This is a genomic window from Campylobacter hepaticus, assembly GCF_001687475.2.
Classification (GTDB): domain Bacteria; phylum Campylobacterota; class Campylobacteria; order Campylobacterales; family Campylobacteraceae; genus Campylobacter_D; species Campylobacter_D hepaticus.
Genome location: NZ_CP031611.1, coordinates 389,582 through 402,371 on the forward strand (window position 1 = coordinate 389,582; position 12,790 = coordinate 402,371).

Consider the following 12,790-nt stretch of genomic DNA (forward strand, 5'->3'; position numbering starts at 1 on the left):
TAATGAAAAATAAGAAAATTATATTTATTTCTTTTATAATAATATGCATACTTTTTGGAATTTTATATTTTAAAAATGAACCAAAATATATAGATCAAAATCTTTATCAAAGTTTATTAAACCAGAATTTAATACAAAAAGCTGTAATAGATAAGGATGAAATTTGGTTAAAAACCAGTGCAGAAAATTATGTTATTATTAAAGAAGGTGTCGATATTAAAGAACTTTTAGAAAAAGTTCCTGTAGAAAATAAACAAGATAATACTCTTTGGGTATTTTTTATTTTATTTATTTTTATTATTACGCTTTTATTAAGTCTTGGTTATTTTGCACGTAAAAAAGAGATTGCAAAATACCCTATATTAAATAAAAATCAAAATCCTAGTGCTAATACTAATTTAGAAAATTCTAATATTAAATCTGTGATTTCAAATATTACTTTTAATGATGTAGCAGGTGTTGATGAAGTTAAAATGGAGCTTAGTGAACTTGTAGATTTTTTACAAAATCCTAGAAAATATAAAGAATTTGGTGTAAAAATGCCAAAAGGCGTTTTAATGGTAGGTCCTCCAGGAGTTGGTAAAACCCTTATTGCTAAAGCTGTTGCAGGGGAAGCTGGCGTACCATTTTTTTATCAAAGTGGTTCTAGTTTTGTTGAAATTTATGTAGGCATGGGTGCAAAAAGAGTAAGAGAGCTTTTTTCTAAGGCAAAAATGATGGCTCCTAGTATAGTTTTTATAGATGAGATTGATGCTGTAGGGAAGGCTAGGGGTGAAATGTCTAATGTAGAAAGGGATAGCACTTTAAACCAACTTTTAACTCAAATGGATGGATTTGAAGATAATAGCGGAGTTATTGTTATAGCTGCAACCAATAAAATTGAGCTTATGGATCCTGCTTTGCTTCGTTCAGGACGTTTTGATAGAAGAATTTTTTTATCTTTACCTGATTTTAAAGATAGATTAAAAATTCTAGAAATTTATATGAAAGATAAGAATAATAATGTCAATTTAAATAAAATTGCTAAAGTAAGTGTGGGTTTTAGCGGGGCAGGTCTTGAAACTTTGGTTAATGAAGCAGCCATTAATGCCTTAAGAAGAAATAGTACTTTGGTTGAAGAAAGTGATTTTTATGCTGTATTAAATAAAGTACTTTTAGGTAAGAAAAAGATTTTAAGTTTTAATGATGAAGAGAAAAAAATTCAAGCTACTTATCAAGCTGCAAAGGCATTAAGTGCTTATTATTTTGATATAGGATTTGAAAAAATTACGCTTATAGAAGATCGTTTTAAAGAATATGAATATAATATAAGATCAAAATCAGAACTTATAAATCGCATAAAAGTTTATTTATCAGGATCTAGAGCTATGAAATTAATTTATAATGAAACCTATACTAATTCACAAAATGATTTTTTAAAAGTTAAGGAATTGCTTGAATATATGATAAGTTTTGATATGTTAGAAGAATCGAATTTAAATCAACAAAAAAAAGAAACAGATGAATTTTTGCATTCTATGAAGGATAAAATTTTAAAATTATCTGAAATCTTACTTGAAAAGGAAAAATTAGAATATTGTGATGTTAAAAATATAATGCAAGTTTAATTTTAATCATCTTTTTCTCGGTGTAAAATAGTTCCATTAAAATCTATAAGGATTTTTATACCATTATTAAATTTAATTTTATAATGATTGATTTTTCTTTCAATTTCCCTGGATTTAAGTTCAGGGAATTCATTTACGATAATATTGGCTAGATTTTTAGGTAAAAAATCTAATTTAAAAGGTAAAGCTTTATTTTCTATTTTTTTCCAGGTTCCATCTATATTAAATTCAAGCTCTGTACCATCGCTAAGATAAACTTCGTAAGAATTTTTATCTTTTTGGACTATGCCTATAGGGGCATTAAAATGATTTTGTAAAAATTCTTTAGCAATAGGCGGTAAATTTTCAGCAGATATGATAATATCAGCATTTAAATATATAAATAAGATTTGAATAATGCTTAAAATTTTAACTTTCAATTTCATTCCTAATGATATTTTTGTTAAAATTATAAAGAATTTAGGTGAATTTTATGTGAATTTAAAGACAATATTAGAAAAATAAAAGGCTATATTTGTTTACACTTTTTTTAATTTTTTTAAATATTTTATTATATTTTTTAATTTCTTATGATTATCATAATATCCTAGGACTTAATATTTTCTTTTTCCATGGTGCTTATTGGCAACTTTTAAGCACTATGTTTATACATGGGAATTTTACCCATCTTATTTTAAATATGATAGTTTTGTTTCAATTTGGTCGTATTTTAGAAACATATTTGGGTTCTTTACGTTTTGCTTTGCTTTACCTTGGAGGAGGTTTATTGTGTTCATTATTAAGTGCTTTTTATGTATATTTTGATTTTGTTTATTTTAGAACAAGTATCAAACTTGTGGGTGCTAGCGGTGCAATTTGCGTTTTGATGGGCTTTTATTCTTTTGTAGATAAAAGTAGTACAAAAGGATTGATAGTTGCGGTTTTGCTTATGAGTTTTGTCCCCTTATTTATGGGTATAAATGTTGCTTGGTATGGTCATATTTTTGGTTTTATTTGTGGCTATATTTTGGCTAAATTAAAGAGGTAGAATGAAAAAGATTTATATTATAAGACATGCAAAAGCAAGTAAAAATAAAAATATTAATGATTTTGATAGAAAACTAACCAAAAAAGGAAAAAAAGATATCAAAAAACTTTGTAAAAAACTCGCTTTATATCAAATACATCCTGATTTTATATTATCAAGTCCTGCTATTAGAAGTGCTAAAACAGCTAAAAAAATAGCTAAATTTTGTAATTTTAATAAAAATAAAATTCAATTTAATGAGCATTTATATTTTGGTGATTTTAATCTTGTTTTAAAAGCTTTGCAAGATATAGATAAACAATTTGATGAAATATTTGTAATAGGGCACAATCCTCTTTTAATGGAACTTGGCGAATTATTAAGTTCGCTTTGTTTAGCTTCTTTTCCAACTTCTTCCATATTATGTTTAGAATTTAATATTAATGAATTTAAAAATTTAAAAGAGCATAGTGGAAAATTAATATTTTTTGATCATATAAAAAAACCAAAAGAGAAGGATTTGGATTTTTAAAATATTTTTTATTTCCACCCTTCTATATAGTTTTTAAGTTTTCTTCCTACTTTAGGATGTTTAAGCTTTTTAATAGCTGAACTTTCAATTTGTCTTACCCTTTCTCTAGTAACATTAAGTTCTTTACCTATTTCTTCTAAGGTTCTATCACTTTCATCTTCCATTAGTCCAAAACGCATGCGAATGACTGCTTTTTCTCTATCATTTAATTGATCTAAAACTTCATCAATTTGTTCTTTTAAATCATCTTTTAAAATATGTTCCATAGGAGAAAGTGAGTTTCTATCTTCTACAAAATCTCCAAATTTGCCATCATCTTCGTTACCTATAGGTGCTTCAAGGGAAATGGGTTCTTTTGTAATCTTAATGACTTGTTTTACCTTATCTATACTTAATCCCACTTCTTTGGCTATAATGCTTACATCAGGTTCTTTGCCATCTTTTTGTAAGTATTCGCGAATAATTTTATTGATTTGGTTAATCGTTTCTATCATATGAATAGGTATTCTAATGGTTCTTGCTTGATCAGCTATAGCTCTTGAGATAGCTTGTCTAATCCACCAAGTTGCATAAGTAGAAAATTTATAGCCTCTTTTATATTCAAATTTATCTACAGCTTTCATTAATCCTATATTGCCTTCTTGAATAAGATCTAAAAAAGGTAAACCACGATTTGTATAGCGTTTAGCTATGCTTACTACAAGACGTAAATTAGATTTGGCCATTCTACCTTTAGCTTCATCAGAGATTTTTTTACCGCGTTTAATTTGTTCTAAAATTTCTTTAAGTCGTGATTTTTCAAGGTCAAAACTTTTTTCACTAGCTTCTTTAGTTTGGAAGAGTTTTTTAATTTCCATATAGGTGCTTACCATAGTCGTTTCTAAAGATCTTTCTGTGATTTCTTCTTTGCTTAATTTGGTGATATCTTTTAAAATATCTGCATGACGTTTTTTAAGTTCATCAGAAAACATAGGCAAGCGATATTCTAAACGTTTTAATTCTTTATCGAATTCTTCATCACTTTTTAAAGCTGTTTCCATTGATTTTACAATTTCACTTATAAGTTTTGAAGTAGGACCTAAATCCATAAGTTTTTCTTTTAAAATATTTTTTTTAAATGCAATGTTTAATTTATCTAAAAGTTCATCTCCGCTTTCTTTATCTTTAGCAACTTTTAGCCAGTCTTTTTTAGCTTTTTCAAGAGCTTTAAATTTTTCAATAACTTTTAGGGTTCTTTCATCTTCTTTTTTGTGAGTTTTTTTAGTATTTTCTTCTTCTACTTCTAATTCTGTTTCATTGTCATCTTCGTCAATATCAAGCTCATCAAGCTTATCTTCGCCTTTATCTTCATCATCAAAACTTTTAAACAATTCTTTAACCCGTCTTTCTCTATTGATTAAAGGTTCTTGATAGTCTAAAATAAAATCAATTAAATAAGGCACAGAACAAAAAGCATCGATAATGATATCTTCTCCAAGTTCTATTTTTTTAGAAATTTCAACTTCTTCATCTTTATTTAATAAAGCAATTTGTCCCATTTCTCGTAAATACATGCGTACAGGAGAATCTGATCTACTCCATTCTAATAAATCATTTTCATTAGCTAAATCAAATTCATTTTCAAGGCTAGTATCTTGAAGTTTTCGCTTTTCTTCTTGAAGTCTTTTTGCATCTTCTATATTTTTCATTTGAGCAATTTCAGCTGCTGAAAAAAGTTGCACTTTATGTTTTTTCATCAAGGTTTGTATTTTTTTAGCAATAGTGGCATTTGGTTGTTTGGTAAGATATTTTACAAGTTTTTCATAGGTAATATAATCTTTTGCATTTTCTTGAAATAGTTCTTCTAATTCAGTTTCTTGAATTTTGGCATTCATTAATTTTTCCTTTTATATTAAGCTTTAAATTTTACTATAAAATTTCTTAATTTTCCATATAAAAGTCTTTTATTATTTAAACATTTTTTCAAATTTTTCCAAAGCTCTATTAAAATTGTAATCTTTTCTTTTTACGATATAAAATTTACGTTTTAGATCGATATTTTTAAGTTTAATTTCATAAAGCATCCCATTTTTTAATTCTTTTTCTATACTTTTTTTGGAAAAAATAGAAATGGCTTGCTTTTGCAAAATAAGTTCTTTAATGGCAGCTATTGAATCAAGTTCTAAAAAAATATTCAGTTTTTTTATGCTTATACCAATTTCATTTAAAAATTTATCCCTTAAGCCAGATCCTTGTTCTCTTAAAATCCATTTTTGTTGTAAAAGCTCATCTATGTAAAATTCTTTTTTGCTTAAATTTATATTACTAGTTGCCACTACTAGTTCATCATTTTTCCAAAAATCTATTTGCAGATTTTCGTATTCTGTTAAATCTGGATTTAGCTCCGCTTCAATAATGGCAAATTCTATATCTCCATTTTTTACTAAATGTAAGCATTCTTTTGAATTATGTGTTTGTATGTGAATAATGATATTTTTAAATTCTGTTTTAAAATCAAATAAAATAGGGGCTAAAAAATGTTGGCAAATACTTTGAGTAGAAGCTATTTTAATTTCTCCTAAGAGAGTGTTTTCTTCATTTAAATTTTCTAAACTTTTGTGATATTCTTGAACAAGTTTCATCCAATTTTTTCCTAATTCTAAAGCTTTTGGCGTAGGTAAGAGTTTTTTTCCCAATCTTTCAAATAAAATACTTCCTAATTTATTTTCTAAATTTTTAATTATTATTGAAACATTAGGTTGGGTAATAGAAAAATTATTAGCTGTATTTGTAGGACTTTGTGTATTTAAAAGATCTAAAAAAACTTCCATATCTTTAATTTTCATGCGATTTTCATCCTTATTTTAATAAAAAAAAATTATTATAAAAATTAAAATAATATATTTTTATAATTTTAATAAAAAAAATATAATAACAAAAATTTAAATTTAGGAAAAAATCAATGAAAACAAATTTTTTAAAACATAGTATAGCTATAATACGTTCGAATTTTAAGGGTTTATTGTTTACAGCTTGTATAGTATTTTTTGCCATGTATCTTTCTAGTATGCAAAGCATTAAAGATACTACCCACTTAGCAGCTACAGCTTTTGCTATTATTATAGGTGTGTTACTTTCTCCTTGGTTTTTTAAATATCAACATCATTTTCAAGCAGGCGTGCATTTTAGTGCTAAAAAATTATTAAGATTAGGGATTATTTTATATGGTTTTAATATTACTTTAACAGAGCTTTTAAGTGTGGGTTTTAAAGGTTTTTTACTCTCTGCTATAGTTATTTTTATTGTTTTTAGTGTAGCTTTATTTATAGGAATAAAATTTTTTAAGCTGGATAAAGAAACTTCTATGTTGGTGGGTGCAGGTAGTGCTATTTGTGGTGCAGCTGCAGTATTAGCTTTAGAATCAAGTTTAAAAAGCGATCCTTTTAAAGGTATTTTGGCTGTTGGTACTGTAGTAATTTTTGGACTTATATTTATGTTTTTATATCCTATAGCTTTTTCTTTAGATTTGTTTCCTTATTTTGATCAAAATGCTATGGGTGTTTTTATGGGTGCAACTTTACATGAGGTGGCAAATGTTGCAGGATCAGCTGAAATGGCAAAAGATATGGCAGGTTTTGAACAAAGTGCTTCTAATATTGCAATTATTATTAAAATGATGAGAGTGATTTTATTAGTCCCGTTTTTACTTATTGTAACTTATTTATTTGCCAAAAACCAACATTCAAGACACGGAAGAACTACAAAAAATATTACTATACCTTATTTTGCTTTTGCTTTTTTAGCAATGATAGTTTTAAATACTTATTTAGCAAGCAAAGAAAGTATTTTGGGTGTAGCTACAAGTGATATTATTTTTTTAGGTCGCATGCTTTGTACTTTATGTATTGTTTTTGCTATGGCTGCTTTAGGTTTACAAATTGATTTTAAAAAGTTTTTAAAAAGCGGTTCTAAAGTTTTTGGTTTAGCTTTTATTTTGGCTCTTGTTTTAATTTTTGGAGGTTATTTTTTAACTTTAGCTTTTAAAGGTATACTTTGGTAATGAAAATTATTTTTATAAAATATTTTTCTTAATTAAAATTGTTAATTAAATAAGAATATAATTGTCCTATTATTTTAAAAATTAATTTATATTAAAGGAAATAAAATGAAAAAAATTTTCGTAAGTGTATTAAGTTCTTGTTTGTTGGCTTCAGCCTTAAGTGCTGTATCTTTTAAAGAAGATAGCTTGAAAATCTCTTTTGAAGGTTATAAAACTAAAGATAAGGTAAAAGTAGAAGGTGAATTTAAAGGTGCTCAATATCAGTTTTCTAAAAATACTAAAGATTTAGCAACTTATCTTAAAAATGCTAAAGCTATTATTAAACCAGGCGATGCTTATATGGGAGAAGATAAAGATATTATAACGCATAATATTACTAAGGTATTTTTTCCTGTTTTATTAGGAAATACTGATATTAAAGTAGTTTTTCAAGATGTTGTAGAAGGTGAAAATAAAGGTCTTATTTCAGCAAAGGTTACTATGGATAAAAAAAGCACTGTTATTCCTTTAAGCTATGAAATAAAAGACAAAAAATTTGAAGCTAAGGGACAACTTGATTTACATACTTTTAAAAATGGATCTAAAGCTTTAAAAGCATTAAGTGATGCTGCCCCAGGACATGGAGGGATTTCTTGGCCTTTAGTAGACATTACTTTTAGTGCTGATTTAGCAGAATAAAAAGTGGCCTTAAGGGCTACTTAAAATACAATATTTTCTAAAATTATTTTCAAAAATCTTATAATTTTTTATATGCTTAAGTTCTTCATAGATTCCACTACCTTTCCATAAAATAAAAATACTGTTTTTATTAGATATATTTTTGCAAATTTTAAGTAAAGATGGAGTATCCATTAAAGCTCTTGAAGTAATGATATCGGCTTTAAAAATAGCTTGAAAATTTTCAATTTTTTCTTTGTAAATGTTTAAGTGTTTTAAATCACATTCTATTTTTATTTTTCTTAAAAAAGCAGCTTTTTTAGCATTGGGTTCAAAAAGATGAAAATTATTTTTTAATAAAAAGGCTAAAAATATTGCTGGAAAACCTGCACCGCTGCCTATATCAGCAATATTTTTTGCTTGAGAAAAATCATAAAAATCTAAAATTTTAATACTATCAAAAATATTTTCATCAATATTTTTTAAATGTGTAAGATTGTGTACACGATTAAATTTTTCTAAAATATCTTTGTAAATTTGGATTTTTTTTGTTAAATCTTTCAAATTATATGGTTTTAAAAAATTGTAATTTTTAAAATTCATTGACCTAAATGTCCCATTTGCATATGTTTTATATTTAAATATTGTGCATTAAAACGATTAGGCTGGATTAAAATCGGCACTCGTGTTATGATTTTTTCTTTAATAGAATTTAATTTTTCAGGATTGTTTGTTAATAAATTCACTTGAGAAATTCCATAATGTTTGAGTATAAATTCTACTATTTCATAAGTTCTTTCATCAGCCTTAAAACCAAGCTGGTGATTAGCTTTAATAGTGTCAAAACCTTTATCTTGCAAAGCATAAGCATTGATTTTATTAAAAAGTCCTATGCCACGTCCTTCTTGTCTAAGATAAATTACCATTCCAGTATTTTCTTCTATATATTTTAAAGAAAATTCCAGTTGCTCCCCGCAATCACATTTTAAACTACCTAAAGCATCTCCTGTAAGACATTCTGAGTGTATTCTTAAATTTAATGTGTCTTTTGGAATGTTTTTAAATATACATAAATGTTCTTTTTCATTTTCTTTAAAACTTTGCATTTGAAAATTTCCCCATTTACTAGGCAAATTCGCAATTTCTGAAATTTTTATTTTCATTTACTACCCTCTATAATCAAATTTATGTTAAGATTGTAGCAAAAAAGGATAAAAAATGTTTAAAAGATTTAGAAGATTAAGACTTAATAATAATTTAAGAATTATGCTAAGAGAAAATTTTTTAAATATAAATGACTTTATTTATCCACTCTTTGTTGTTAATGGAATAGGTATAAAAAAAGAAATTCCTTCTATGCCCGATGTTTTTCAAATGAGTTTAGATGAAATTTTAAAAGAATGTAAAAATATATGTGATTTGGGTATTAAAGCTATTATACTTTTTGGGGTTCTTGAACCAGATAAAAAAGATAGTTGTGGAAGTGATGCTTTAGATCATGAAGGTCTTATTGCAAGAAGTATAAGAGAGATTAAAAAGCATTTTCCTGAACTTTTTGTTATTAGCGATCTTTGTTTTTGTGAATATACCGATCATGGTCATTGTGGAATTATTGATATTAAAACAAAAAGTGTGGATAATGATGCTACTTTAGAACTTTCATCTAAACAAGCTTTAGTTCATGCTAAAGCAGGCGTAGATATGATAGCTCCTAGTGGTATGATGGATGGTATTGTACAAGCTTTACGTAAAACTTTAGATACACAAGGCTATGAGAATTTGCCTATAATGAGTTATTCAAGTAAATTTGCTTCAAGTTATTATGGTCCTTTTAGAGATATAGCAGAATCAACTCCAAGTTATGGTGATAGAAAAAGCTATCAAATGGATTTTTCAAATGCTAAAGAAGCTTTAGAAGAGAGTTTAGAAGATCAAATGCAAGGAGCAGATATTTTAATGGTAAAACCTGCTTTGGCTTACCTTGATGTGGTAAAAGAACTTTCATTGCATTCTAATTTACCTTTATGTGTTTATAATGTAAGCGGGGAATATGCTATGTTAAAAGCTGCTCAAAAAGCAGGGGTGATTGATTATGAAAAAGTACTTTTTGAGACTATGATGGCTTTTAAAAGAGCAGGAGCAAGACTTATTATTAGTTACCATGCTAAAGAAATGGCTAAGATATTAAAAGGGCAAGAATGAAGCATTTTTTAACTTTAAGAGACTTTTCTAAAGAAGAAATTGTAGATCTTGTAAAACATGCTGATGAAATTAAAAAACATCCTCAAAAACTTTTACAAGATAAAACTTTAGCTATGATTTTTGAAAAAAAATCAACAAGAACCAGATTGGCTTTTGAACTTGCTATTACGCAGCTTGGCGGAAAAGCTTTATTTTTAAATGCTAATGATTTGCAATTAAGCCGTGCAGAACCTATAAAAGATACAGCTAGGGTGATGGATTCTATGGTAGATTTTATTTTACTTAGGGTGCATAAACATGAAACTTTATTAGAATTTGCAAAATATTCTAATACTCCTGTAATTAATGCCTTAAGTGAACTTTATCATCCAACTCAAGTTTTAGCAGATTTGCTTACTATTAAAGAATATAATAAATTAAATAATGCAGTAGCAAAAATAGCTTTTATAGGTGATAGTAATAATATGTGTAATTCTTGGCTTATAGCATCAGCAATTTTAGGCTATGAACTTGGTGTAGCTATACCTAAAAATTATAAAATTAATGATGAAATTTGGGAATTTGTTAAACAACAAGCTAAAATTTCAGGAGCAAAAATTTCTTTAAGTCATGATAAATTTGAAGTTTTGCAAGATAAGGATGTGGTGATTACAGATACTTGGATTTCTATGGGAGAAGAAAACCAAAAACAATCTAAAATAAAAGATTTTGATGGCTTTATTATTGATGAAAAAGCTATGAGTGCAGCCAATAAAGATGCAATTTTACTTCATTGTTTGCCAGCTTATAGGGGTTATGAAGTAAGTGAGATAATTTTTGAAAAGCATGCTCAAGTAATTTTTCAAGAGGCAAGAAATCGTCTTTATATAGCAAAAGCTTTGCTTTATTTTTTGGATCAGAAAGGAAAACAATGAAAGAACTAGAAAAATATAATATTTGCTTAAAACGTATTGATGAATTTAGTCAAAATTTAGGTATAAAAAAAGAAGATAAAACGATTCTTCAAATGAAACAAAGCGAAAAAGAAAATGAAAAATGCTTAGTTCTTAAAAATGGTAGTTTTGATGCTCCAGAGCCTTGGTTTATTATAGATGAAAATAATGAAATTCATACTTTAGTTTCTTTGCAAAGTCTTAGAAATATGCTTGAAAATTTAAAACAAAGTCAAAAAGAAAATTTTGAATTGCGTTTAGAAAAGGCAATTTATCAACAAATTCCTGTTGATTTTAATGATGTTTGGATAGTTGCTATGGATGAAATCAAGCAAAAAGCACAAAATGGAACTATGGAAGTAAGCATTGATCTTGAAAAATTAGTTTCAAAGATAAAAAAAGAACACCCTAATTTATTTGTAGATATGCAAGCAATGATACAAAAGGTTAATCAAAATGAGAGATTATAGGGCTTTTGTTAAATACTCTAAAATAGGACCACGCTATACTTCTTACCCTACAGCAGTGGAATTTAATACTAATTTTAAATATGAAGAATATATAGAAATTTTAAAAAATCAAAAACGTGATTTGTCTTTATATTTTCATTTGCCTTTTTGTAGAAGTGCATGTTATTTTTGTGGTTGCAATGTAATTTATACATCTAAAGAAGAAAGCAAGCAAAGATATTTGACTTATCTTTTTAAAGAACTTGATATTTTAGGTTCTATTTTAGATCTTAAGCGTAATGTGGTCCAAATGCATTTTGGTGGTGGAACGCCAACTTTTTTTAGCGCTAAACAACTTGAAAGTTTAATCTTAAAAATTAAATCCATTTTTATTCATTTTTCTAAAGATGCTGAGATTAGTTGTGAAATTGATCCGCGTTTTTTAAATGAAGAACAAGCTGAAGTTTTAATAAAACATGGTTTTAATCGTATAAGTTTTGGTGTGCAAGATTTTGATGCAAAGGTGCAAAAAGAAATTCATCGTATTCAATCTTTTGAATTAACGCAAAATGCTTTAAATCTTGTAAGAAATAAAGGTGTTAAATCTATAAATATGGATTTAATTTATGGTTTACCTTTTCAAACTTTAGAAAGTTTTACTCAAACTTTAGAAAAAACATTGCTTTTAGACCCTGATCGTTTAGCAATTTTTAATTATGCTCATGTACCGTGGCTGAAAAAAAATATGAGAAAATTTGATGAAAATACTTTGCCAAGTCCTGATATAAAACTTCAAATTTTAGAATTTTGTGAAAAATTTTTGAGTAAAAATAATTATGAAATGATAGGTATGGATCATTTTGCTAAAAAAAATGATGATCTTTTTAAAGCTTTAAAAAATGGTACTTTACATAGAAATTTTCAAGGTTATACGACTAAAGGTGGAGCAGATTTAATAGGAATAGGGCTTACTAGTATAGGAGAGGGTGAAAAACACTATGCACAAAATTTTAAAGATATGTCAAACTATGAATTAGCTATTGATAACAAGAAATTACCTTTTGAAAAAGGGGTAAAATTAAATAAAGATGATGAAATAAGAAAAGCAGTAATTATGAGTTTAATGGCAAATTTTCAGCTTAATATTAAACAAATAGAAAAAGACTTTTGTATTGATTTTAAAACATATTTTAAAGAAGATATAAAAGCTTTAGAAGAGTATAAAGATTTTTTATCTTTAAATGATGATTTTATAAAAATCAATGAAACAGGGGTTTTGCTTATACGCAATATTGTAATGTGTTTTGATGCTTATATGAAAAATATTAGTGAAAATAAAAAAGTTTTTTCAAAGACGGTGTAAATA

General features: G+C 26.6%; 14 protein-coding genes. 9 read left to right on the plus strand and 5 right to left on the minus strand.

Going from position 1 to position 12,790, the window contains the following annotated elements; all coding sequences use genetic code 11:
• The first annotated feature begins 2 nt into the window (after positions 1–2).
• Positions 3–1,607, plus strand: coding sequence for an AAA family ATPase (locus A2J15_RS01925; protein ID WP_066779553.1), 1,605 nt, complete (start codon positions 3–5; stop codon positions 1,605–1,607).
• A gap of 2 nt (positions 1,608–1,609) precedes the next feature.
• Here the strand turns inward: A2J15_RS01925 and A2J15_RS01930 are convergent, their stop codons facing one another.
• Positions 1,610–2,026, minus strand: coding sequence for a PepSY-like domain-containing protein (locus A2J15_RS01930; RefSeq protein WP_066779555.1), 417 nt, complete (start codon positions 2,024–2,026; stop codon positions 1,610–1,612).
• A gap of 95 nt (positions 2,027–2,121) precedes the next feature.
• Here A2J15_RS01930 and A2J15_RS01935 point away from each other — a divergent pair, with 95 nt between their 5' ends.
• Together A2J15_RS01935 and A2J15_RS01940 are read left to right on the plus strand one after the other, a co-directional pair.
• On the plus strand, positions 2,122–2,634 hold the full coding sequence (locus A2J15_RS01935) for a rhomboid family intramembrane serine protease (protein WP_066779556.1): 513 nt from the start codon (positions 2,122–2,124) through the stop codon (positions 2,632–2,634).
• A gap of 1 nt (position 2,635) precedes the next feature.
• On the plus strand, positions 2,636–3,145 hold the full coding sequence (locus A2J15_RS01940; protein WP_066779558.1) for a SixA phosphatase family protein: 510 nt from the start codon (positions 2,636–2,638) through the stop codon (positions 3,143–3,145).
• Positions 3,146–3,153: 8 nt separating this feature from the next.
• Here the strand turns inward: A2J15_RS01940 and rpoD are convergent, their stop codons facing one another.
• Together rpoD and A2J15_RS01950 are read right to left on the minus strand one after the other, a co-directional pair.
• Positions 3,154–5,019 carry an RNA polymerase sigma factor RpoD gene (rpoD, locus tag A2J15_RS01945; RefSeq protein ID WP_066779561.1) on the minus strand — a complete coding sequence of 622 codons (1,866 nt, stop codon included), beginning with the start codon at positions 5,017–5,019 and terminating at the stop codon, positions 3,154–3,156.
• Positions 5,020–5,091: 72 nt separating this feature from the next.
• Positions 5,092–5,970 carry a LysR family transcriptional regulator gene (locus tag A2J15_RS01950; RefSeq protein WP_066779564.1) on the minus strand — a complete coding sequence of 293 codons (879 nt, stop codon included), beginning with the start codon at positions 5,968–5,970 and terminating at the stop codon, positions 5,092–5,094.
• Positions 5,971–6,086: 116 nt separating this feature from the next.
• On the opposite strand from A2J15_RS01950, the gene A2J15_RS01955 reads away from it, so the two are divergent.
• On the plus strand, positions 6,087–7,184 hold the full coding sequence (locus tag A2J15_RS01955) for a YeiH family protein (protein ID WP_066779566.1): 1,098 nt from the start codon (positions 6,087–6,089) through the stop codon (positions 7,182–7,184).
• Positions 7,185–7,289: 105 nt separating this feature from the next.
• Positions 7,290–7,862, plus strand: a complete 573-nt coding sequence (locus A2J15_RS01960) for a hypothetical protein (protein ID WP_066779569.1) — start codon at positions 7,290–7,292, stop codon at positions 7,860–7,862.
• A gap of 9 nt (positions 7,863–7,871) precedes the next feature.
• Here A2J15_RS01960 and rsmG read toward each other — a convergent pair whose 3' ends face one another.
• Together rsmG and ribA are read right to left on the minus strand one after the other, a co-directional pair.
• A complete protein-coding gene (rsmG, locus tag A2J15_RS01965) occupies positions 7,872–8,444 on the minus strand; it encodes a 16S rRNA (guanine(527)-N(7))-methyltransferase RsmG (RefSeq protein ID WP_066779572.1) in 573 nt (190 codons plus the stop codon).
• Positions 8,441–9,004 carry a GTP cyclohydrolase II gene (gene ribA / locus A2J15_RS01970; RefSeq protein WP_066779578.1) on the minus strand — a complete coding sequence of 188 codons (564 nt, stop codon included), beginning with the start codon at positions 9,002–9,004 and terminating at the stop codon, positions 8,441–8,443. Before ribA ends, rsmG begins: the two co-directional genes overlap by 4 nt.
• Before the next feature lie 55 nt (positions 9,005–9,059).
• Here ribA and hemB point away from each other — a divergent pair, with 55 nt between their 5' ends.
• Genes hemB through hemN form a run of 4 tightly spaced genes read left to right on the plus strand, consistent with a single transcriptional unit; the run spans position 9,060 to position 12,787 of the window.
• The gene (gene hemB / locus A2J15_RS01975) at positions 9,060–10,043 is read left to right on the plus strand and encodes a porphobilinogen synthase (protein ID WP_066779581.1); all 984 of its coding nucleotides are present in this window, start codon (positions 9,060–9,062) and stop codon (positions 10,041–10,043) included.
• A complete protein-coding gene (argF, locus tag A2J15_RS01980; protein ID WP_066779583.1) occupies positions 10,040–10,957 on the plus strand; it encodes an ornithine carbamoyltransferase in 918 nt (305 codons plus the stop codon). Before hemB ends, argF begins: the two co-directional genes overlap by 4 nt.
• The gene (locus A2J15_RS01985; protein ID WP_066779585.1) at positions 10,954–11,445 is read left to right on the plus strand and encodes a DUF2603 domain-containing protein; all 492 of its coding nucleotides are present in this window, start codon (positions 10,954–10,956) and stop codon (positions 11,443–11,445) included. Before argF ends, A2J15_RS01985 begins: the two co-directional genes overlap by 4 nt.
• Entirely contained in the window at positions 11,432–12,787 is a 1,356-nt protein-coding gene (hemN, locus tag A2J15_RS01990; RefSeq protein ID WP_066779588.1) for an oxygen-independent coproporphyrinogen III oxidase, read from the plus strand. The genes A2J15_RS01985 and hemN overlap by 14 nt, the downstream gene beginning before the upstream one ends.
• The last annotated feature ends 3 nt before the right edge of the window (positions 12,788–12,790 follow it).